Origin of the sequence: Prochlorococcus sp. MIT 1306, assembly GCF_047304515.1 — a bacterium.
Lineage (GTDB): Bacteria > Cyanobacteriota > Cyanobacteriia > PCC-6307 > Cyanobiaceae > Prochlorococcus > Prochlorococcus marinus_D.
Window position 1 is genome coordinate 1,118,762 of sequence record NZ_CP138959.1, and the last position, 22,312, is coordinate 1,141,073.

Here is a 22,312-nt window from a genome sequence, read left to right on the forward strand (position 1 = left end):
GCCTGATTGCCGATTCAGGACTTCTACAGATGACGCCTCACGATCTTGGTCAGTTGGTGCTGTTGCTCTCTCCTGGCCTGTTGCTGTCCGTTTTGCTGCTTTCAGCATTTGCCGCAGGAGGCTAATGCTGCTCAGGCTGAGATAGCTTGGCCTCTTCCACCGGCATGGCCGGGATTGCAACGAAAACGTGTCAGGGACGCTTCTCTTTAATGCTCTTCGAGATGCCATCGATGAAGAGATGGCCAGAGATTCGCATGTTTGTGTGATGGGAGAGGACGTCGGCCAATACGGCGGCTCCTACAAGGTCACCAAGGATCTCTACGAGAAATATGGCGAGTTGCGGGTGTTGGATACACCGATTGCCGAGAACAGTTTTACGGGTATGGCCGTTGGCGCCGCCATGACTGGCCTACGCCCGATTGTGGAGGGCATGAACATGGGTTTTCTGCTGCTTGCTTTCAACCAGATCTCCAACAACATGGGAATGCTTCGTTACACCAGTGGCGGAAATTTCACAATTCCCACCGTGGTGCGTGGGCCTGGTGGTGTGGGGCGCCAACTCGGTGCTGAACATAGTCAGCGACTTGAGGCCTATTTTCACGCTGTGCCTGGGATCAAGATCGTTGCTTGCAGCACGCCAACCAATGCCAAGGGCTTGATGAAAGCCGCGATCCGAGACAACAATCCAGTTCTCTTTTTCGAGCATGTGCTGCTCTACAACCTGATTGAGGAGCTCCCAGACGGTGATTATGTCTGTGCCCTAGATCAAGCAGATCTGGTTCGTGAGGGTAAAGACGTCACGATCCTCACCTATTCCCGTATGCGTCATCACTGTCTCAAGGCTGTTGAACAGTTGGAGGCAGACGGCATCGATGTGGAATTGATCGATTTGATTAGTCTCAAGCCCTTCGATATGGAGACCATTGTTCGCTCCATCCGTAAAACCCATCGGGTGATTGTGGTTGAGGAGTGTATGAAAACTGGTGGGATTGGTGCTGAGTTGATTGCGCTGATTACTGAGCAGTGTTTTGACGAACTCGATGCTCGCCCAATTCGCCTCTCCAGTCAGGACATTCCCACTCCATATAACGGCAAATTGGAGAATTTCACGATCATTCAGCCTCATCAGATTGTTGAAGCGGCTAAGCAGATTGTTCTTAAGGGGCTTTGATTGATGGCACGTCAACAAGGCTGGTTTGCGCTCATTCTTGCTCTTGCCATTGCGGCAGGTTCTGTCACTGCAAGCTTTCCGCTTGAGTTGGGCCTTGATCTTCGTGGTGGCAGTCAGCTCACTCTTGAAGTGCAGCCCGCTGGTGAGATCACTCGCGTGAAAGCCGAGCAGCTAGAGGCGGTCAAAGCTGTTTTGGATCGTCGCGTCAATGGCTTGGGTGTTGCCGAATCCACACTGCAGACCATTGGTGACAATCAACTGGTGTTGCAGCTTCCAGGAGAACAGGATCCCACCAGGGCTGCCAAGGTGCTTGGCGAGACGGCCTTACTTGAGTTTCGAGCTCAAAAACCTGGCACAGAAGAGGAGGTTCGCGGCCTTCAGCGCCTAAAACGACAGGTAGAGAGCATTCTCAAGTCCAAGCAGGAGCGTGCGATATCCGGAGAGTCTCCCTCTGATGATGAACTCGACAAACAGCAACTTGTTGAAGCGCAGCAGGCCTTTGGTTTGCAAGGCAGTGTTGGCAGTGAGATCGAGCAGCTGGAACAGTTAAATGAGAAAGTCAGCATCAAGATCGCTGAACTCTTCGAGCCCACGTCCTTAACCGGGAAGGATCTAGTTACAGCTGGGCGTCAGCAACAGCAGAACGTTCCTGATAGCTGGGAGGTGACACTTAGCTTCAACCGAGAAGGCGGAGATCAATTCGCCGAGCTAACACAATCAATTGCTGGCACAGGTCGTCTACTTGGCATCGTTCTTGATGGAAGGTCGATCAGTGAAGCCAGCGTCGGGGAACAGTTCAGAGCCGCTGGCATTACTGGTGGTGCGGCCACGATCAGCGGTAATTTCAATGCTGAAGATGCCCGCGACCTGGAAGTTCAGTTGCGAGGTGGTTCGTTGCCATTACCAGTAGAAATTCTCGAGGTTCGAACCATTGGTCCCACCCTTGGTGCTGAAAACATTCGCCGCAGCTTGATCGCAGCGCTCTCTGGTCTCGCCTTGGTGGCTGTTTTCATGGTGGTGGCTTATCGCCTTGCGGGCTTGGTGGCGGTGTTGGCATTGAGTCTTTATGCCCTGTTCAATCTGGCTATGTATGCTCTGATTCCTGTCATCCTTACCCTGCCTGGGATTGCTGGTTTCATCCTCAGTATTGGCATGGCAGTGGATGCCAATGTGCTGATCTTTGAGCGTGTCAAAGATGAATTGCGGCGTGGCAACACCTTGATTCGCTCGATCGAGACTGGATTTTCCCAGGCTTTGTCGTCGATCGTTGACGGCCATCTCACCACTCTGATTAGTTGCGCAGCGCTCTTTTTTCTGGGTACGGGTTTGGTTAAAGGTTTTGCCGCCACCCTCGGCATCGGTGTTGTGCTCAGTTTGTTTACGGCATTGAGCTGCACTCGCACTCTGCTGCGTTTTTTGATGGGCTATCAGGCTTTGAGGCGACCTACCAACTTTTTGCCTGCCAAACAGTTGCCTTCTTCTCTCGCCTGATCCATGGCTGTTTCATCATCTTCAGGAACTCCTCAACGCCCACTGAGATTTGAACTTTGTCGTCAACGACGACGCGTTTGGGGAGTCTCAGGCCTGTTTGTGGTTTTCAGCTTGGTGGGCTTGATCCTCTGTTGGCTAAACCCTTCGATTGGGGCTCCCCTTCGTCCAGGACTTGACTTCACTGGAGGAACTCAAATCCAGCTTGAGCGCAGCTGTAGCAAGAGCTGTCAGTCGCTGAAAACCAAAAGTGTTGAAGAGGTTTTGGGGGCTCTTGAGTTACCCGCTGACAAAGACAAGGTTGCTCCAAACCTCTCCCGAGCCAGGGTTCAACTTCTTGATGGTGGTCAGTCTCTGGTCTTGAGGTTGCCCTTCCTCTCTGCGGCTCAGGGGCAGGCTGTCATCAAGGCAATGGATCCTGTAGCGGGTCCGTTTCAGAGTGGTGGTCAATCGGTCGACACCATTGGCCCAAGTCTGGGAGGCCAATTGCTGCGCAGCAGCTTGATTTCTCTTTTGGTGGCGTTCACGGGAATCGCCATCTACATCAGCCTCCGTTACGACCGTCGCTATGCCCTTCTGGCCCTTGTCGCCCTTGCCCATGACGTGATCATTGTTTGTGGGATATTCGCTTGGCTGGGCCTGCTGATAACGCTTGAGGTGGATAGCCTTTTCGCTGTAGCGCTGCTCACCATTGCCGGCTACTCGGTCAATGACACTGTGGTGGTCTTTGACCGGATTCGTGAGCGCAGTCGCGAAGATGACTCACTGCCACTGACGGAACAGGTTGATCGTGCCGTATCCGCGACCCTCACAAGGACCCTCTACACCAGCGGTACGACCCTGCTGCCTCTGCTCGCTCTGATCCTCTTTGGCGGTGCGACGCTCTACTGGTTTGCGGTTGCACTTGCTCTTGGAGTGGTGGTTGGTAGCTGGTCGAGTATTGCCCTAGCCCCTTCATTGTTGAGCCTCTGGCAAGGCAGTGGTCCTCCGAAAGCGCCTTTATCAACACCTCCGGCGGCTCCACAACCGCCGTTGTCTTCCTCCCAGCCTCCGCTTGAGGGAGAAGATGTGATGTCAGATGGCTGAAACGACACGCTCCCGTGGCCTATCTGGCGATCGTTGGTTGCCCGTTCTGCTTTTGGGTCTGTCTCTCTGGGATTTACGAACAGAGTTTCTCTTGCTCTGGGAGCATTTCACCTTTACACAGTTGATTTTTGCTGTTCGCCATCACTGCCTTGCTGTGATTGTGCTGTTTTGCAGTCCTTCGCTTTGGCGGCGATATGGGGTCTCGCGGCGGCGTTCAGATGCTGGCGGCAACATTAAAGGGCCAATTGAATGATGCAGGGATGAAGTCTTGGATAATCTCTTCGCGAGGTTATTGATACGACTTAGAATTCCTGTTGGCAAGCTGATAAAGGGAATAATGTCCTCAATCAAAAGACTGATGTTGCAAGCTTCCATCTCACTCTGAAAGCTCCACTGTTGGCAACAGTTTTTTAATCAGTGTGCTTGTTGTCCCATTGAGTTGGGCCGGCAGTATTAACGCTGAATCAGATTGGAATCAGAACAACGCCATCGAGCGGGCCAGGCAGCAAATACCTGCAGATACCACGATCAGCGGGGAGAAGTGCACCACAATTGAAGTCGGGCTTGGCAACACTCGTTATCGCTGCAGAGTGCACTTTACCGATCCTCAATGAAGAGAAGCTACTGTTATCTGAAATGGCGATGATCAGTTCGGGTTGAGATTATTAATTTGAGGGGGAAGAAGGCATGGGTAGTAATGGCATTTTGAGCCTATTCAGCTGCATTCATCGTTGTGCAAGGCAGCTGAAAGAATCCCTTCGATGATTTCTATTTCGGCTTAGCAGCTCAAGCAGGTTTTGATCCCCACAGGTATTGGCAAGTGAACTTTAGATCTGACTTACCAGCTTGATCCATGGGGCCTGTGGGATGCCCCTCTCCACGATCTGGCCTCTCTCACTAAATCAACAAGGGCGGGTTCTGCACCGATGGGCTTGCACATCAATTCAGATCTGGCTTGAGAGCGCAGTGATAGCTGGAGTTGACAAGGCCATACTGGCGCGCTAGTACATGTGTACCGCTTCCAATTCATGTCGCCTGTTTCGTCTCCATATGCCACCTTCATAGCTGAGGATTGGTTGGATGCATCACCTCAGCCAATTTCTCAGTGCGCGAGAATGGTTAGGCACAAGATCCACAAGCGCCTAACTGCAAACGTTTCTCCTGCAACCACAAGAATAGGAAATCAGCCCCAATGGTGTTCTTTCATTCAAGGCGACCTATTTCAGGACAGCATTCAGCATTGAAAAAGGCATGAACTCCACAGAAGCTCAACTACAGAGCTTTGCAAGAAGCTAAGCAAAGCAGGTTTACACTATTTCTAAGCACATCGGCCAGCCAAACAGGCTATCCATAGCAAAACTCTCTGTAAATATGAATGACTTATATGATTCTCTTCGAGATTATTTCCCATTTATAGTAAAATAATTGTCTTCTTCATTCTTTGATCGGCATGCCAGAGGAGGATCTGAAAGCGCTGCTTTCCAAAGTTGCATCAGATCCGGTGCTTCAGCAGAAGCTTGAAGCACAACGTGTTGACACTCATTGGTTTGTGGTGCTTGCCAAAGAAGCTGGATTCTCTATCACAGTGGACAACCTCAAAAAACAAACTCAGGCTTTAGAAAGTAAGGACCTTCAGCAGGCTGATGGAGTGCTGAATAATCAAACTACAGATGAGCGTCCCTGGCTATAAAATTGTGGACGAGTAGCAATTTAAACTGATCTGGCCAAAGAACCTTTCGTGAGATGATTCATCTCTTCATTGCTTCTAATATCAACTGAATGCTCTCTGTATAAGTTTGCAAAGGGATTCATTGCAAAGCATCACAAGCATTGTTGACATGGCCTTTCATTTGCATTACTCTTTATTACCAATATGTATGTCTTTAGCATACATTTGGACTGCCTATACTCTTTCTATGAGCATCAATCTCAAAGGCTAATTGATTACCACAAAATCAATAGGTACTTCCAATGACTATTCTGAATTATCCTTACGATTAGGCCTTTAGCCATTAATCTTTTGTCGTAACTAGATCATGATCTGTTGGATTTATCAACAAAAAATTAGGATTCAAGCAATCACAAGCGAAAGCTTCGCGAAGCATTTCATATGCATTGTCATAGATCCTTAACTGAATAGGCAAGGCTTATAATCTGAAATGGCAGCAATTGCAAGGCTGATCCGCTGACATAGAGCACACCCAAATCAGGTTCATGGCGCAGCCAAGCCTCACCAAGTTCGCTTATCAAACCCTTCAGCAGAGCAAGACTCTTGCGGGCCTGGCCCACAAGGAATTGAGCACCAAGCTGATGGAATTGCTGGCACCTGATGCGATGCCAAGCATTGAACCGATTCCGCGAGAATTGCTGATGGAGCTGCGCAGCTCAATGTCAGCTCTCGAGCAACTTGACTGGCATGAAGCTGAGCAAGGCATTTATCCAAAAACGCAGCTCTTTGAAGCTCCTTGGTTGGAATGGGCTAGCCGTTACCCCTTGATCTGGTTAGATCTTCCCTCGACATGGCAGCGGCGCAAGGCACGCAATATTCATGATCTGCCGAACGATGTCGATTCAGAGATCTATCCCGATTACTACCTGCAAAACTTTCATCATCAAACCGATGGCTATCTAAGCGACCACTCTGCAGAGCTTTATGACCTGCAGGTAGAGATTCTCTTTAACGGCACGGCAGACTCCATGCGGCGCAGGGTTTTAGCGCCTCTCAAGCGCGGGCTGAAACGCTTCCAAAGCCGCAGCTCCGCCAGTCTTCGGGTGTTGGATGTCGCAACCGGAACCGGTCGAACCCTGCAACAGATTCGCAGCGCCCTACCCAAAGTGGAACTGCTGGGGTTGGATCTATCAGCAGCTTATTTACGTCAGGCCAGCCGCTCGCTCAACAGCCGCAATGGAGAACTCGCGCAACTGGTTCGCGGTAATGCTGAACAGCTGCCGTTTGCTGATCAAAGTGTGCAAGGCATCACCTGCGTTTTCCTGTTTCACGAATTGCCGAGCTCGGCGCGGCAAAATGTTCTTGACGAATGCTGGCGAGTGCTCGAACCAGGCGGGGTTTTGGTCCTAGCAGATTCTGTACAAATGGAAGACTCGCCCAAGTTCATCCCTGCCATGGAGAACTTCCGGCGAATATTTCATGAGCCGTACTACCGCGATTACATCTCCGACAACATTGAGGCACGTTTCCAAGCAAGCGGTTTTGAGGGCATTGCTGCCGAGTCTCACTTCATGACACGAGTTTGGACTGCTTTCAAACCGCTCAAGAAAAACGCTTAAGCGGGTTTCCTGACACTCGGTAGTTCAATCGAGCCTCACAAATAGGGTGCTCTTATTAGATGCACAATCCGGTGTATTTTTTCCAGAAGGGACAACATGAGTAATCCCTTTGAATTGCGGTGGTTACAGGGCTGGACCTTTCAAACTGTCTTAATGGAAGGCAAAGTGCAAGTCGAGGCTCAAGGGTTTGGAATTTGCCTGCGAACGGCATTACTTCACGGTGAAAGCCCCTCAGCCGCTGCAGACCGACTGGTGCTTGCAGAAGATCAACGACGGCGAACCCTGCGCAAGGCCTGGATTCGCGGCGAAAGACCTCGACAACCTGCCAACATGCCAAGTCCTGCACTTGAGCGAGCCACGCCTGATGCCTCTAGATCCCTAGTGGTGGTCAATCAAGCTGTGCCAGTGGCAGTTTGATTCAACTCAAACGAAATGATTAGCGTTGGCTGAGCCACCAACCAAGGGCAACTCCAGGTCCACCCCAACGCAGGGCCCGCCAAATCCACTCGCCAGATGACTTAGGCCGCAACCATTGCTCTGAAGGTATTTCCAGTATCTGACGCGCAAGCTGCCTCCTCTGTTTGCTCCGTCTTGCTGCCAGCATCTTGGGAGATCGTTTCAGTCTGTCCTGGCGATGCCCCAAAAGCATCAGCCTTGACAGCCCATGCAGCCAACGGAGTCGAACCTGACGTGGCCGTATCACCATTCAGACGGCTTTTACTATCACAAGCAAAATAGACCAAGTGATCCGCTGATAAAGATGGGAATCAAACAAGCTGAGTGGCCAATTGAGGTCCAACGCCAGGCCATGGAACTTCATGCTCAGTTAAGCCTCAATGATCACAACTGGCATCAACAAAAAGGAGATGCAGACCGCAGAGCTGCAGAGCTTCTTGCTGGGGCCTTAGTCCAGCTGCTTCAAGGTGGAGAACGCTCTGATGTTGAGGCACTTACCGATCAAAGCCTGCGCTGGCTAAGGCGCGAACTGAAAGCTCCTGGTTGCGGCAGGGATTAAGACGGTTGTTGCAACAGGAATGGCCTTTACAGCAATGGTCCTAGTTCAGCCTCAAACCTTCACCTTCAAACATTCATCAGAGCAATTCCCATTCATGCCGGTAGCCGGGCCTGCAGCGATCGAAGCAACCCACAATCACTCAACCAGGCAAAGTGCGATATCCATGCTAGGACAGATGTACTAGCATGGAACAGGTTGGCGTCGCTATCGAGGTCCGCAGAAGTAGGTCCAGGCTTTTTGCCAGAGGAATCAATCTTCCTTGCTGTTACCTGTGGAGATGTGGTGATTGTTCAAGACAATCAACGGCATGCGCCTGAGAGTTGGTGGATGGGAGAAATTATCCATATTGTGCCTGGAGCGAGAGGCCCTGACCCGTCCCTATTTCAGGTCGCTTGTATTGATACTGGTGTAATCAAAACCGTCAATGCTGATCAAGTCACGAAGGTGGTCCGATCAGTCAGTTCATCAGACAAAGCGCTCATGCGCTATGTCTGATCACGAAAAAATAGTTGATAGCCATTCAAGCTTTTATCAAGACAAGACAAGCTATAACTGACGTGTCGTGGTCTTCATGTTGACAGTTCCTAATCATTCCAAATGATATCAACCCTGAACAAGCTGGGCAGGCCAAAAGCTATAAAGGTGTGATTTCCAATTGGAACAGGGCATGGCGGACTATTTGCAATCATTACACTCACTATTCGATGAGTTTGTAGATAGTGATACCGACTTCTTCGTAAGCATTGATGGCAAGAAGGAACCTGTTACAGTTGATACAATATCCCTATTTGGAATACAAAATCGAACAGATATAGAAGACTTGATAGAAAATATTTATACTAACAGTAATTCAGTAGGCTTAAGTTCTCCATGGAACCTGCCAAAAATAAAATTAGGAGATTCTGATTCATACATGTCATTTGGGCTTAGCGGCAGTCCAAGTATAAACGGAGGAGTTAGCTTACCTGACTGGGGTAACTGGCCTTGGGAGTGGGCTGACGATGTTCAGAAGATTAAAGCATGGACCGATTTGGGCATGAACTGGGGAGGCTCAATGACTTTAGAAATTGGAGAAAAAACAGGAACATTTAGCTTGGCTGACACGACAATTATGCCTCCTATTTCAATCAATTATCCGCCTTATCCAGGGTTGGTTGTGGGAGGAGAAGTTGGCTTGAACTTTAACGCAAACATAACGATCGACCCTGCCGCAACAAACAAAACGGTGAAGCTGGAATTTGATCAAGATTTTGCTACAAAATTAGACCTGAGTATAGCGAATGGATTTAATGCTTCTGAGACGAAAAATAACAGGAGTGGCTCGGTCTCAGTTGTTGGTTCAAGTGATCCAATAACAGGCCTTGAATTCGATGTGGGTTTGACACCAAAAGTCACAGCCAGGGTTGGGATTGGAGCACCCATCCCAGGCGTTGGAGATGTTATTGTTGCAAGTATAGATGGTGACTATAAACTGCCTGCTACTTTTCATTTTGATCCAACCAGTGCGACTCTTACCTTCGAAAATATAATAGGTGCAAGTGCAACATTTTTAAAGATTCCGGTTCTCACCCCAAATGGTTGGAATTATTCAATCGCCGAGGAAACCCTGTCAAAAACAACAACAGACTTACTTGCTTAGCAGGGTCTAGTTTGCATCAGCCTATGGGTGGAAAAGATTTTTAGTTTCATATCGATCAGCGTTAAGCATGATTGGATTTAATAAAATTACCTTGAAATATTGCTTGTTTTTAATTGATTTTAGGGCGTCGACATGCAAGTTGTAAACGATTGCCGCGCTGGCTCCAGCGCACATCATCAAAACACTGATGAATCAGAAACATGCCACGTCCACTATTGGCCTCGAGTTGAGCTGGAAGGCAACCAACTCGAGCATTGAGTGGTACACCGATCCCTTCATCCTGGATCTGCCAAATCATCCAGTTAGGCGTAAAGATTCGACGAACTCGCAGGGATTTGCCTGGATCTCCGCAATTGCCATGTTGCACTGCATTCACCAAGGCCTCCTGCAATCCGAGCTGTAGGCGATAGCTGGTGTCCTGACAGGCAACAGGTTCAAGCAGGATCTCCAGTAAAGGAGTGAGCTGCAAGGTTGAAGGAAGAATGAAGTCAGCCCAACGAAACAGCGGGGCCACCCCTTGGGGGCTAACGCTGAATAGAAGCCTAGAAGCTGCCCGTGACCAGGAAGGCATCAGGACCATTCAGACCTGTTTTGACCATAACCGTTCGCGTGGTCTAGGCCGGTGCCTCAAGCTGAAATCTGCTCTAACGACGGGCTACAAGTGATGGATGATGCAGCACCGCATCCATTAAGCGCACACCCCGTAGCTGATTAATTAAAGGCATATGCCCCTCAGGGGCAGAGAGAGACCAGGTAAAGGAGCCTGGATAACGTGTCCATGTTCCCTCATGTTTCCAACCAATACGAGCCCAGAGACTGTGATATCTGCCATCGAGAGCGTTCAGCAAGCGCGCTTGGGTCGTAAACCCAAACCTTCCTTGTGAATATGCAGTCCAGAGACGATCGATTGTGACCAGGTCGAGGCCATTGATCGCATGCACCTCACTGAAGTACACGTAACCGCGCTGCTCGGCTCCAGGTCCTGCGAGCTTGCGCAGCGTTGCACTGGTGAAGCGATCAGCCTCCTCAAAGTTTTCGGCTAGTAGGTCACGTTGCAAAGGCTCATAGTCGATCCCCACAGCTGATGGGGTCGAGAACCAGCCACTCGACTCACTGCTCAACAGGCTGGGCAAAACCTGTGGCTGATGACGCTGAAAAACCTGCAGAATCCATCCTGCAGCCCAGTCGTCTCCGTCTGGGTCAAAAGAGGCAAGAGCTGCTTGAGCTAATGCAGCCAGCTCTTCTGCCCGTTCTTCAATCGTTTTAACCAAGCTGAGCCGTTGACGCTTTGAACCACTGGTGAATCGTTCCAGTAGTTCTTCAACGCTCTGGTTGGTGGAGGGGGGGGGACCGGAGATCATGGATCGAAACCGGCTCTTCTGGCTCGCCGCTGGCCCACTATGTCAGGAATGGGTACCCATACTCCTTACTCGATCGAAAGATTCCGTCAGGCCAATGGTCCGGTTGTGGACGTTCGCAGTCCAGCTGAATTCAATAAGGGGCATTGGCCAGGTGCGATCAACCTTGCTCTCTTCAGCGATGAGCAACGGGCGGCTGTCGGCATCACTTACAAAAAAAAAGGTCGTCAGCAAGCGATCAAGCTAGGTCTTGAGTTCACAGGTCCAAAGCTGTCAGGTCTTGCTGAAGCCCTGGCGAAACTCAGCAGAGATCCAACCCCTGAATCAGAAGAAGCCTCAGCCTCTGATCTACGCATTTACTGCTGGCGAGGAGGCATGCGCTCCGCGAGTGTTGCTTGGCTAGCGGGTCTTCTGGATCTCAAGCCTGTGCTTCTGGAGGGTGGATACAAGAGCTATCGGCGATGGGTGCTGCAACAATTTGAGCAAACCTGGCCTTTGCGATTACTCGGTGGACGAACAGGCACGGGCAAGACTGATCTGCTCATTGCCATGGCACAACGGGGGGTCGCTGTAGTCAATCTTGAAGGTTTGGCGAACCATCGGGGCAGCAGCTTTGGTGGGTTGGGCTTACCCCCACAACCAAGCACTGAACATTACGAAAATCTCCTTGCCGAAGATTTACAGCGCTGTCAAAACAGTTCTGCTGATGAAATCTGGTTGGAAGCGGAAAGTTCACAGGTGGGTCGTTGCAGAATCCCCCGAGCACTTTTCCATCAGATGCAAATGGCACCAGTGCTGGAGATCAACCGTTCACTTGATGAACGGGTTGCTCAACTGGTTGATGTGTATGGCCAGCATGGCCGTGAGTCTTTGCAGGAAGCGACCCAACGCATCAGCCGCCGTTTAGGCCCACAGCGCACACGACAGGCCTTGGATGCAATCGCTCTTGAGAACTGGGACCAAGCCTGTCGCGCCATGTTGGATTACTACGACCGTTGCTATGACTACGAACTAAGCAGGACCCCTCAAAGACAAAGCGTGGATCTTTGCGGACTGAACACAACCAAAGCCGCTGAGATGTTGATTGAACGAGAGCTTGTCAGATCAAGCCCCAAGCCACAGCTGGTTATGAGCTCAACGTAAGATCCATATCGTGTCGTAGAGATCAATGGCTAAAGCGAACAAAACTGCGGCAATTCAGTTCATACGTGGTGTTGATGAACCTGTCGTTCCCGACATCAAACTCACACGCAGTAGTGACGGCCGTACCGGCAGAGCTCTTTTTGTCTTTGATCAGCCAGAAATCATGGCTCCGGAAACGTGGGCAGGTATCACCGGCATGTTCATGCTCGACGAAGAAGGCGAACTCGTGACGCGTGAGGTGAATGCACGTTTTGTGAATGGCCAACCAAGCGCACTTGAAGTCACCTATATCTGGAAATCAGAAGAGGATTTTGAACGCTTCATGCGTTTTGCCAAACGCTATGCAGCTTGCAACGGTCTGGGCTACTCCCAAAACTAAGGCGAGAATGCAAAGGCTGCCGCCTGAAAACGGGTGAAATTCTCCCAATGGCTTGCTCTGGCTGCACTGATGGCTGCGGGTGTGCTGTTTTGGAGCCTTAGAGAGGTGCTGATCCACCTCTTTGCAGGCGTTGTTCTTGCCATGGCTCTCTGCACTCTGGTGGGTGAGCTGCGCTCAAGGAAACCCATGCCTCGCAGCATGGCCCTCCTGATCTGCTTAGTCGCGCTTGTGCTTGTTGTGAGTATGGCGACCGCCATTGTGGTGCCCCCCTTTACAGAGCAATTCCACCAATTGCTTTTACAACTACCTTCAGCAGCTAAGGAACTCTGGAAGCTGGCCATCGGCGCCATCAACCAAACCTCTGCAATGGTCTACGGAGTTAACAACAGCAAGGGTGGCTGGGAAGAACAGCTGTTTGCAAATGGGTTAAACGCATTACCAGATGGTGCAAGCTTGGCCTCAGGAGTGAGGGAAGGCCTGCAAGGCCTTCTGGGCCTTGCAGGCAACCTCGGCAGCGGCTTGGTGCAACTCCTGTTTGTGTTGGCGATGAGCTTGATGGTGGCGGTGCAACCGACGGCATACAGAGATGTAGCCATCTCGTTATTGCCTTCGTTTTATAGGCGACGAGCCCGCTCGATCCTGAGCCAATGCGGAGATGCGCTGAGCAGCTGGATGGTGGGTGTACTGATCAGTTCCTTTTGCGTGGCCCTGCTTGCAGCAATCGGCCTTTCACTACTTGGGATCAAGCTGGTGATGGCGAATGCCTTGCTTGCTGGGATGCTCAACGTGATCCCAAATGTGGGGCCTACCTTGAGCACGATCTTTCCGATGTCGGTAGCGCTACTTGATGCACCCTGGAAAGCAGTCGCTGTGCTTGGGCTGTATGTGGTGATTCAGAACCTGGAAAGTTATGTGATCACTCCATCAGTGATGCATCACCAAGTGAAATTGTTGCCTGGGCTGACTCTCACAGCCCAGTTTGTATTCACAGTTGTGTTTGGTCCTCTCGGCCTGCTGTTGGCGCTGCCACTCGCTGTCGTGCTGCAAGTGTTGATTCGCGAGGTGGTCATCCACGATTTGCTTGATCCCTGGAAGAAAAAGCGATTGGCGCCATGAATGCCCGCACCCTTCTTGTCGCACTCACTCTGGTGGTGCTGGCTTTGCTCACCTGGCAGTTGCGTTGGGTGTTGTTGGTGCTGTTTGGAGCAGTGGTATTAGCAGTAGCACTTGATGTCCTAATTGAGAAACTTCAGGACCACCTCTCCTGGCCTCGTCCCCTTTCGCTAGCAGTGGTGCTGGTAGTGCTGCTGCTTGGTGGTGCCTTGGTTTTCCAGCTGCTGGTGCCTGAGTTGATCACCCAGGTTCAAGAGTTGGGCAACCTCGTGCCCACCCTGATGACCAAGCTGAAATCGATGCTGGTCAGCAACCCGCGACTGATGAATCTGGAAGAGTCTTTTGCCGAACAGTTCAGCTGGGATCGGATCCAACCCTTGGGCTCGCAATTGCTTGGTGTTGCAGGCGGGGCCGCCAACAGCCTGATTCAGTTGTTGTTGATGAGCCTGCTGGCTGTCTTGCTAGCGCTAGACCCTCTATCCCATCGTCAAATGGTGATTGCTGCAACGCCTCGGCCTGCGCGACAGGAGATGGCTGAATTGCTTGATCAATGCCGTTTGGCTCTTGGTGGCTGGCTGGCTGGGATGACAATCTCAGCCAGCAGCGTGTTTGTGCTCACTTGGGCAGGGCTTGCACTGCTCAAGGTTCCTCTGGCCCTATTGAGTGCATTGGTCTGTGGCTTGCTGACCTTCGTCCCCACCATTGGACCAACGGCCGCCTCCCTGCTGCCATTGGCCATGGCCCTGCTTGTTTCACCCCTACTGATGCTGCAAGTGCTGGTGTTGCGGCTGATTTTGCAGAATCTTGAGGCGTTTTTGCTCACTCCCCTGTTATTGCGGCGTACGGTCAACCTGCTTCCCACCGTGGCATTAATGGCTCAACTGAGCTTGGGCGCCTTATTGGGCCTACCAGGGGTGTTGTTGGCCCTGCCACTTGTGGTGGTTTTGCAGGTAGGAATGGAGCAGGTGGTTGTTAAACAGATCATGGATCGTTGGGCATAATCATCCAACAATATTCGCTTGGCATCAGGCAGTCATTCATGAATAAATCAAAATACAATCAAAACTTTAAGGGTTGTTATCAACACTAGCGCATAGATCAGTTTTCGTTGTTATTTTCCAATCGGAAACCTCTTTCTTGCTAAAACCCTAATTCTTTATCTACGTCAATACCAGCCGTGCCAGTGAAAGAATTACCTATGTCCTCAGGCCTTACCATCTCAGATGATATGACAACAGAATTTGATTGATCATCATAACTCCAATTTCGCATGAATAGGCTATTTAGCTTAGCCGCTCCAGTGGCCGTAAGCTTAGCAAACCGTTTCCTATCCATTAGATGTTTATCAATTGCTTTTGCTCGGTCTAGCCCATCAGGATGTGTAGATTCAAGTGATTCCATTACATCATCAGGGATATCATCAGATTCAATCTTTTTGGATTTCTTTGATTCCTTTTGATTTTTTTTAGAAGCAGCAATACTTTTTTCATAAGCTTTTTTTCTTAACTCATCGAGTGACAGACCAGAGGAATCAGAGCCTCCTGATGTTTTTGTTGTTACACCTGGATCCTTGATTCCTTCAGGCAGCAATCTTTTGATCAATTTATCTTGAGTATGAGGCAATGTTTCTGTAAAAAGCTTTTTGCACTTAGATGGCTCAAACCCAGCGGTTGCAACATACTCAAGGCCAAGCAAATCTGCTTCATATTCGAGTTGCCTGGAAAGGCCAGCCAACTCTAAAGAATAATCGCGAAGATAGTTATTGATATCACGAAGTGTACGTTTGACAAAATTAGGGGCCAAGCCTTGCATCTTGCCAAATGCCTCTCCAGATTCAGGTGCTAACTTCATTGCCTTATTAACAATTGTTGGTGCTATTTGCTGTGCAGACAAGTTTTGCATGGCGATATTAAACTGAGTCTGTTGAAGTGAACTTGAATCTCCGCCTATGGCTGCTATTCCTCCAAATATTAACGCCATTGTTCTTTGACCAGACTGTGCATTATGAGCATTTTGCACTGCACTAGCAATCTTCTTACCGGCTTTTTTGTCAAGCTCTTTATTTTTCTTGGCCATTTCTTCAGAATGATTTTGTGTTATGTGAGCCAACTCATGGCCAATAACACAGGCAGCCTGATCAATCTTGCCAGTCAATTCTTTAAGCATCGCTACATTTATATAGAATGTTCCAGCGCTACTCATCGCAAATGCATTCGGGCTGCCTGCCATGGTCTCTACAACCTGAGCTGCCCAAATATCAAAATTTGAGCTTTGATCTATTCTAGGCAAAAGATTAATTGCTCTACATTTTTCGCTTTTTGGATCAATGCCAAGCATTCCTGAGCAATTAGCTCCTGTTCGGACAGCAACCCTAATAGGCCTTTTTATTGCATTTGTAGTAATAATACGATCAGTCAAGCGATAAACAAAATATAGATCAGGATCCATCAACTCCTTGGCTTTATCGTATGCCAAACTCTTTCTCTCTTTGAGATCGTTCGCCTGCGCAGGTAATCCAACCGCACCATTGCTGACAATAAATGGAAGCAAAAGAATGGGAAGAAAATTGCCGAAATTCCAATTCATTTACCTTGTTTATTTTATTTATATAAAAACAATAACTCTTTTGACAGCTCTCGTCTCTTAATGGCGGACAATTGAAGCAATTGCTTACTATTAATATTCGATTGAAACCCTGATAGCTTGCATTGCCAGTTGAGCTTGGTTCAATGATAGCGATTGACTTTGCGAAAGCCTAATTTACATAAGCATCATGCGAAAGATTACTGTTATTTGGTCTATGTGAATAGGCCCCTTTAAATAAGATTCTAGGAATTCGAAGGCTTAATTAGCAGTCAGATCGCTAATCACTCTGAAATAGCTTCCACTAAATACATTCATCTGTGATCAGCCGCATCAAGAGCAAGATTATTATTGTTTAAATAAATGCCAGCCTGCAGGAACATTGTATTTCTAGCATTCGAAACCCTTCCCTCCAGCTTTGGAGAGATCGATTGGCAATGGATCCTTTCTGTAAAAGCTGATAAAAAACTGCAGGGAATTGAGAATAACTGCTGCAAGAACTACTTTGGAGGCGAAAGAGCACTCATAAAGAGATCTGCTAAGCTCATCAACAATTAAAGCATTGTTTCAATCATTTTGTAATCAACAAAGACAAGCCGGATGAAAATTTGCTCTTTCTTGATGTTATCGGCCTTTCCTTATGGCTTAAGGTCGGACTTGAGAAAAGATGTGGAACTTCTCAAACTTGCTTTGAGCTCTTGCATTAATTATAGGCCAAAAGCATTATAAATTGACTACAAATTGATTATCTATCATATAAAAAAGCCTCTGATTCTATAAATCAGAGGCTTTTGGCTCTCTTAGAACGCGAATGGGGCTTAAGATCTAAGCACAAATTGCAATTACTATTAAGCGTCGTAATACATGGTGAACTCATGGGGATGAGGCCTTTGGCGCAATTGCTGCACCTCTTCGTATTTGATGTCAATCCAGTTGTTAATGAAGTCTTCAGTGAAGACTCCCCCTTCCATGAGGTAGTTCTTGTCTGAATTTAATGCTTCGAGCGCACCATTAAGTGAAGCTGGCACTGTGGGGATGCTGGCAAGGCGTTCTGCTGGTAGTTCAAATAGATCCTCATCGAAACCATCGCCAGGGTCAATTTGGTTTTTAATGCCGTCAACCCCCGCCATCATCATTGCGCTGAAAGCTAGATAAGGATTGGCCAAGGCATCGCCTGGGCGGAATTCAAGACGCTTGGCTTTCGGGTTTGGGCCAGTGAGCGGAATGCGAACAGCTGCAGACCTATTGCCCTGGGAATAAACAAGGTTTACAGGAGCTTCAAAACCTGGCACCAAACGCTTGTAGCTATTGGTTGTGGGGTTGGTGAAAGCTAGGAAGGAGGGAGCATGCTTAAGGATGCCACCGATATACCAGCGAGCCGTCTGTGACAAGTTGGCATAGGTGCCTTCTCCAAAGAAGAGGGGCTGGCCTCCTTTAAAGAGGCTCTGGTGAACATGCATCCCGGTGCCGTTATCGTTGAACACCGGCTTGGGCATAAACGTTGCCGTTTTACCGTACTTACGTGCAACATTCCTAACGATGTACTTGTAAATCATCACGTTGTCCGCAGCTTCAATCAGCTCAGCGAACTTCATCCCCAATTCATGTTGGCCAGCACCAGCAACTTCATGGTGGTGCTTCTCCATCGGGATTCCTAATTGCCCCATCAGCAGCAGCATTTCAGTACGGATGTCCTGGGCGGTGTCGTTGGGTGGAACCGGAAAGTAGCCCTCCTTCAGTTGGATCTTGTAGGCAAGGTTGCCGCCTTCTTCGATGCGACCGCTATTCCAAGGGGCCTCAATCGTGTCAACGCTGTAAAAGCAACCACCTTCACCGGAGTTGTAGCGGACGTCGTCAAAGATGAAAAACTCTGGCTCAGGACCAAAAAAGGCTGTATCGGCTAGGCCAGTGCCGGCTAAGTAACCGAGGGCTTTTTGCGCAAGCGCCCTGGGGCATCTGGCATAGGGCTCGCCGCTACGAGGTTCCCGAATGGAACAGATCAAGCTAAGAGTCTTGTGGCGATAAAAGGGGTCGATCCAGGCCGTACTGGCGTCAGGAACCATATCCATATCTGATTCGTTAATGGCCTTCCATCCACGAATGGAAGATCCATCGAAAGCCAAGCCATTAGTGAAGGCTTCCTCATCAATCAAGTCCGAACAAACGGTGAGGTGCTGCCACTTGCCGTGCAGATCAGTGAACTTGAGGTCAATCAGTTCAATGCCCTCGTCCTTGATCTGGCGGAGGACGTCTTGGGGTGATTTGCCCATGGCGAAGATGAGGCCGAGCCGGCGATAATAAAGCGACCGTAATCAGCCGCATGGCCTTCTTTTTGTAGCAGCAGGTACCTTCTGCTGAAGCCTTGTTTTCTTTCTGGGTGGATTCCGTAACCGTTTCTGTCAGCTTGAGCTGATCTAAGCCTGGGAGAGCTTTATTGCTGGATCACTGATTTTGATTGTTTAGCTTCGATATCCATCAACTCGTCCAAGTCGTCCAGTCGTCCTCAATGGCTGATCTCATCACAGGGTTGATTGGTTGCTACAACCATCTTCTTTCAGCCTTCGCTCGATCTTCATCAACGATTTTGAAGCCTGCTTTCAGTCAATGGGGATCAGTATTGAGCCAATGACGACGGATCAGGCTTCAAAGGGACTTTGCTAGACGAGCTAGCGTTTTTTGACTTACTTCCCTTCTGCTGCCAAGAGATTCGAAAAAAAAATCAGTATTTTTTCATTGCTGTCGTTATTGATTGACCTGCTTGCTTGCCGTTGCAATCCCTCAAAAAAAGTCCCGGGGATGAAGGTTGACTGCTTAGGCTCTAAACAATTGAACTAACCAAGGGCCTTGGCGACGACGCAAACCCTTCCCCAGGTTGACCAATCTCATAAGACGGTTCTCGAACCGATTGCCACGCCTACCCGCTTGCTGTTTGGGCCTGGACCCTCAAATGCCGATCCCAAGGTGCTTCAGGCACTTGCGCGCTCTCCGATTGGCCACCTTGATCCCCTTTATCTGGAATTAATGGGTGAGGTTCAGGAGTTGCTCCGCTACACCTGGCAGACCGACAACCGTTTCACACTGCCGATGAGCGGCACTGGTAGTGCCGCCATGGAGGCGACCTTGACCAATACCGTTGAACCTGGTGACACGGTATTGGTTGCGGTAAACGGTTATTTCGGCAATCGCCTTGCCGATATGGCTGCTCGATATCGAGCCAATGTTCAGTTGATTGAAAAACCTTGGGGAGAAGCCTTTTCCCTTGCAGAGCTAGAAGCAGCTTTGATCGAGCATCGCCCAGCAATTCTGGCTCTAGTGCATGCAGAAACATCCACTGGCGTTTGTCAGCCAATGGATGGTGTCGGCGATCTTTGCCATAAGCACGATTGCCTTTTACTGCTAGATACGGTCACCTCCTTAGGTGCTGTTCCGGTTTTTCTGGATCAATGGAAGGTCGATCTGTCTTACAGCTGCAGCCAGAAGGGGCTCAGCTGCCCTCCTGGTCTTGGTCCTTTCACCATGGGGCCCCGTGCCGAAGAGAAGCTTGCGGCCCGTAGTAGCAAGGTGCCCAATTGGTATCTAGACGTTTCGCTGCTTAATCAGTATTGGGGAAGCGACAGGGTTTATCACCACACTGCGCCGGTGAATATGAACTTTGGGATGCGTGAAGCCCTGCGATTACTTGCGGATGAGGGCCTTGAAAACGCTTGGGATCGTCATCGCTGCAATGCCGAAGCGCTCTGGGCAGGGCTCGAGAGTCTTGGTTTGGAGTTGCATGTACCTGAAGCCTTGCGTTTGCCCACACTCACAACTGTTTGCATTCCTAATGGAGTGGATGGCAATGCCTTCCGCTTGCATTTGCTGAATGAGCACGGCATTGAAATCGGTGGCGGATTAGGAAGCCTGGCTGGCAAGATCTGGAGGATTGGTTTGATGGGATACAACTCCACCCCTAAAAACGTTGAGCTGTTGCTCAATCTGTTCGAGTCAGAGTTACCTCGTTTTCGTGAAAACGTTGCCGTTGCTGCTTGAACCAGGCTTCTAGCTGCTGCCTAGCTTCAACTTCCATCACACCGCCTAGAACACGCATTTTGTGATGCGCACTGGGGTGGTCCCCCAGATTGATTGTGCTACCAAGCCCACCTCGCTTGGGGTCGTGTGCAGCAAAGATCACCTGGCCCATGCGCGCTTGTGTTAGTGCTCCCGCGCACATCGGGCAGGGTTCCAGAGTGACAATCAGGGTGCAGTCATTAAATCGCCAATCACTTCTTAGCCAGGCAGCCTGTCGGAGTGCGATCAGTTCTGCATGGCCTAATGGATCACGTCCTCGATGCCTTTGGTTGCTGCCATGGCCGATACAGCGGCCATCGGCATCCAGCACTACGGCACTCACAGGAACTTCTCCAAGACCGCCAAGTTGTTTTGCTCGAGTCAGTAGCCGCAACATCCAACAGCGGCATTGCATGTTGGTTAGTTCAAGAGGTTTCGCTAAAGGCACCGCTAAGTGGCAGCTCCTGATCAAACAATGCCATCAGGAGGGAGAATGGAACTTGTATGACGAGCGTTTTTGGCTGGCACTCCCCAGATAAGGCCGACTGCGACCTTGGCGCCCTTTGCCAAGCCTGACCGTTTCGATCCAGAACTGCAGACTTTTCTGGAGCAGGCCAGTGCTCGACTTTGTCAGTGGTTCGCAACAGCAAGTAATCGAGGCCCCTTACCAGCGCTGAGTGCTTTGCCTGATGTGGCGCCGCCGCCTCAAGGTCTTTCAGTTGATGCCTTGCTGGACGATTTGCAGTTGGTGATGGAAGGGGCTTATCAGCCTTCCCATCCAGGTGCATTGGCTCATCTCGATCCGCCTCCTCTAACCGCATCCATCGCTGCTGATTTGATCTGCGCAGGACTAAACAACAATCTTTTGGCCGAGGAGTTGTCACCAAGTCTTTCGCGTTTAGAGCGAGAGATGTGCCGCTGGTTTGCTGAGCGCTTGGGACTGCCGTTGACGGCTGGTGGTGTGGCAGCCAGTGGTGGCAGCCTCAGCAACCTTATGGCGATGGTGATAGCTCGCCAACAGGCAGATCTTCAAGATGATCCCAGGGCAGTGGTGCTTGCAAGTGTCGACGCTCATGTGTCGCTCGCTAAGGCCATTCGGGTCATGGGATTGGCTAGCGATGCCTTGCAGACGGTGCCTGTCGATCAAGAGGGCTGCATGAATCTCGATGCCCTAGAGCATCAACTGAAGGCTCTCCGCGCAGAAGGAAGACCATGCTTAGCCGTTGTGGCGACAGCAGGCACGACTGTCCAGGGAGCTGTAGATCCCTTGATAGCGGTAGCAGAGCTATGCAGACGCGAGCGGGTCTGGTTGCATGTCGATGCAGCCATTGGAGGGGTCTTTGCTCTAGCAGCAGCCACTGCTTCTGTGGTTGAAGGAATCTCTCTAGCCGATTCGATCACAGTGAATCCTCAAAAGTTGCTTGGGATCACTAAGACATCATCCCTATTGCTAGTCGCGAACCAATCCCATCTTGCTTCAGCCTTCTCGACTGGCTTGCCCTATATGGAACCAGCCTGGGGAGACGGTCATGGAAGTGAAATTGGCCTTCAAGGAACTCGGCCAGCAGAGGTGCTCAAGCTTTGGTTGGGTCTGCGTCAGCTCGGGGAGCAGGGAATTCAGAGCTTGCTGGAGGGGGCGATTCAGCGTCGTCAGTCGCTCGCGCGTCAACTCGATGCATCCAGGTTCATTCTTCTCAGCGGACCATTGCATCTCATTGCCTGTACCCCTAAAAACGCCGATGCAGATCAAGCCTCAGTCTGGTCATTAGCAACTCGGCAAAGCTTGCTGGAACAGCAGTTGATGGTGTCAAGACCCTTGCATCATGGTCGTCATTTCCTCAAGGTGGTCTTGGGCAACCCCCATACGCAATCGATTCATCTCACTCGGTTGGCAACTCTGATGAATCAATCTTTGCTGGGTTTGCGCTAATGGCTTCATCACCCCCGCGAGGTCGCTGGGTGGCGATTATCACGACTGTTTTATCAGTAGCGATTGGATTGT

Annotated in this window: 23 protein-coding genes; 17 read left to right on the forward strand and 6 right to left on the reverse strand. The window is 50.0% G+C overall.

From position 1 onward, the window contains the following. The first annotated feature begins 187 nt into the window (after positions 1-187). From SIB74_RS05715 to SIB74_RS05750, 8 genes are all read left to right on the forward strand, one after another. Positions 188-1,171, forward strand: coding sequence for a pyruvate dehydrogenase complex E1 component subunit beta (locus SIB74_RS05715; RefSeq protein WP_011129997.1), 984 nt, complete (start codon positions 188-190; stop codon positions 1,169-1,171). 3 nt (positions 1,172-1,174) lie between these two features. Beyond that, positions 1,175-2,662, forward strand: coding sequence for a protein translocase subunit SecD (secD, locus tag SIB74_RS05720; protein ID WP_011826255.1), 1,488 nt, complete (start codon positions 1,175-1,177; stop codon positions 2,660-2,662). 3 nt (positions 2,663-2,665) lie between these two features. Continuing rightward, entirely contained in the window at positions 2,666-3,745 is a 1,080-nt protein-coding gene (gene secF / locus SIB74_RS05725; RefSeq protein ID WP_063395825.1) for a protein translocase subunit SecF, read from the forward strand. Next, complete coding sequence (locus SIB74_RS05730) at positions 3,738-3,998, forward strand: hypothetical protein (protein WP_063395824.1); 261 nt, start codon at positions 3,738-3,740, stop codon at positions 3,996-3,998. Before secF ends, SIB74_RS05730 begins: the two co-directional genes overlap by 8 nt. Positions 3,999-4,164: 166 nt before the next feature. After that, on the forward strand, positions 4,165-4,359 hold the full coding sequence (locus tag SIB74_RS05735) for a hypothetical protein (RefSeq protein WP_082818471.1): 195 nt from the start codon (positions 4,165-4,167) through the stop codon (positions 4,357-4,359). 836 nt (positions 4,360-5,195) lie between these two features. Then, entirely contained in the window at positions 5,196-5,435 is a 240-nt protein-coding gene (locus SIB74_RS05740; RefSeq protein ID WP_063395822.1) for a Nif11-like leader peptide family natural product precursor, read from the forward strand. A gap of 524 nt (positions 5,436-5,959) precedes the next feature. Further along, entirely contained in the window at positions 5,960-7,033 is a 1,074-nt protein-coding gene (locus SIB74_RS05745) for a class I SAM-dependent methyltransferase (protein ID WP_063395821.1), read from the forward strand. Positions 7,034-7,129: 96 nt separating this feature from the next. Then, complete coding sequence (locus tag SIB74_RS05750) at positions 7,130-7,450, forward strand: hypothetical protein (protein ID WP_063395820.1); 321 nt, start codon at positions 7,130-7,132, stop codon at positions 7,448-7,450. 19 nt (positions 7,451-7,469) lie between these two features. Here the strand turns inward: SIB74_RS05750 and SIB74_RS05755 are convergent, their stop codons facing one another. Further along, positions 7,470-7,739 (reverse strand): hypothetical protein, encoded by a 270-nt coding sequence (locus SIB74_RS05755; protein ID WP_063395819.1) that lies wholly within the window; start codon positions 7,737-7,739, stop codon positions 7,470-7,472. A gap of 54 nt (positions 7,740-7,793) precedes the next feature. Between SIB74_RS05755 and SIB74_RS05760 the strand changes: the two genes are divergently transcribed. The 3 genes from SIB74_RS05760 to SIB74_RS05770 all read left to right on the forward strand — a co-directional run bounded on the left by SIB74_RS05760 (position 7,794) and on the right by SIB74_RS05770 (position 9,687). Further along, a complete protein-coding gene (locus SIB74_RS05760; RefSeq protein ID WP_036915335.1) occupies positions 7,794-8,048 on the forward strand; it encodes a DUF6439 family protein in 255 nt (84 codons plus the stop codon). Positions 8,049-8,243: 195 nt separating this feature from the next. Then, positions 8,244-8,543 (forward strand): DUF3104 domain-containing protein, encoded by a 300-nt coding sequence (locus SIB74_RS05765; protein ID WP_063395818.1) that lies wholly within the window; start codon positions 8,244-8,246, stop codon positions 8,541-8,543. A 172-nt stretch (positions 8,544-8,715) separates the two neighbouring features. Beyond that, positions 8,716-9,687, forward strand: a complete 972-nt coding sequence (locus tag SIB74_RS05770) for a hypothetical protein (RefSeq protein WP_156486111.1) — start codon at positions 8,716-8,718, stop codon at positions 9,685-9,687. A 109-nt stretch (positions 9,688-9,796) separates the two neighbouring features. Here the strand turns inward: SIB74_RS05770 and SIB74_RS05775 are convergent, their stop codons facing one another. Beyond that, the gene (locus SIB74_RS05775; protein ID WP_156486110.1) at positions 9,797-10,267 is read right to left on the reverse strand and encodes an ATP-binding protein; all 471 of its coding nucleotides are present in this window, start codon (positions 10,265-10,267) and stop codon (positions 9,797-9,799) included. A gap of 64 nt (positions 10,268-10,331) precedes the next feature. Beyond that, positions 10,332-11,048, reverse strand: a complete 717-nt coding sequence (locus SIB74_RS05780) for a GUN4 domain-containing protein (protein ID WP_063395816.1) — start codon at positions 11,046-11,048, stop codon at positions 10,332-10,334. 39 nt (positions 11,049-11,087) lie between these two features. On the opposite strand from SIB74_RS05780, the gene mnmH reads away from it, so the two are divergent. Genes mnmH through SIB74_RS05800 form a run of 4 tightly spaced genes read left to right on the forward strand, consistent with a single transcriptional unit; the run spans position 11,088 to position 14,681 of the window. Then, positions 11,088-12,188 (forward strand): tRNA 2-selenouridine(34) synthase MnmH, encoded by a 1,101-nt coding sequence (mnmH, locus tag SIB74_RS05785; protein ID WP_063395815.1) that lies wholly within the window; start codon positions 11,088-11,090, stop codon positions 12,186-12,188. Positions 12,189-12,213: 25 nt separating this feature from the next. Continuing rightward, a complete protein-coding gene (psb28, locus tag SIB74_RS05790) occupies positions 12,214-12,567 on the forward strand; it encodes a photosystem II reaction center protein Psb28 (protein WP_011826271.1) in 354 nt (117 codons plus the stop codon). A gap of 33 nt (positions 12,568-12,600) precedes the next feature. After that, the gene (locus SIB74_RS05795) at positions 12,601-13,683 is read left to right on the forward strand and encodes an AI-2E family transporter (protein WP_011826272.1); all 1,083 of its coding nucleotides are present in this window, start codon (positions 12,601-12,603) and stop codon (positions 13,681-13,683) included. After that, positions 13,680-14,681 (forward strand): AI-2E family transporter, encoded by a 1,002-nt coding sequence (locus SIB74_RS05800; protein WP_063395814.1) that lies wholly within the window; start codon positions 13,680-13,682, stop codon positions 14,679-14,681. Before SIB74_RS05795 ends, SIB74_RS05800 begins: the two co-directional genes overlap by 4 nt. Before the next feature lie 139 nt (positions 14,682-14,820). Here SIB74_RS05800 and SIB74_RS05805 read toward each other — a convergent pair whose 3' ends face one another. Both SIB74_RS05805 and glnA read right to left on the reverse strand, forming a co-directional pair. Further along, the gene (locus SIB74_RS05805; protein ID WP_063395813.1) at positions 14,821-16,266 is read right to left on the reverse strand and encodes a M48 family metalloprotease; all 1,446 of its coding nucleotides are present in this window, start codon (positions 16,264-16,266) and stop codon (positions 14,821-14,823) included. Positions 16,267-17,111: 845 nt separating this feature from the next. Further along, on the reverse strand, positions 17,112-18,533 hold the full coding sequence (gene glnA, locus SIB74_RS05810; protein WP_063395811.1) for a type I glutamate--ammonia ligase: 1,422 nt from the start codon (positions 18,531-18,533) through the stop codon (positions 17,112-17,114). 574 nt (positions 18,534-19,107) lie between these two features. On the opposite strand from glnA, the gene SIB74_RS05815 reads away from it, so the two are divergent. Further along, the gene (locus tag SIB74_RS05815; protein ID WP_063395810.1) at positions 19,108-20,292 is read left to right on the forward strand and encodes a pyridoxal-phosphate-dependent aminotransferase family protein; all 1,185 of its coding nucleotides are present in this window, start codon (positions 19,108-19,110) and stop codon (positions 20,290-20,292) included. On the opposite strand, the gene SIB74_RS05820 is transcribed toward SIB74_RS05815, so the two are convergent. Beyond that, positions 20,234-20,725, reverse strand: coding sequence for a nucleoside deaminase (locus SIB74_RS05820; protein WP_011826279.1), 492 nt, complete (start codon positions 20,723-20,725; stop codon positions 20,234-20,236). The two genes, SIB74_RS05815 and SIB74_RS05820, sit on opposite strands and share 59 nt — an antisense overlap. Before the next feature lie 102 nt (positions 20,726-20,827). On the opposite strand from SIB74_RS05820, the gene SIB74_RS05825 reads away from it, so the two are divergent. After that, the gene (locus tag SIB74_RS05825; RefSeq protein WP_063395809.1) at positions 20,828-22,240 is read left to right on the forward strand and encodes a pyridoxal phosphate-dependent decarboxylase family protein; all 1,413 of its coding nucleotides are present in this window, start codon (positions 20,828-20,830) and stop codon (positions 22,238-22,240) included. Positions 22,241-22,312 lie beyond the last annotated feature (72 nt).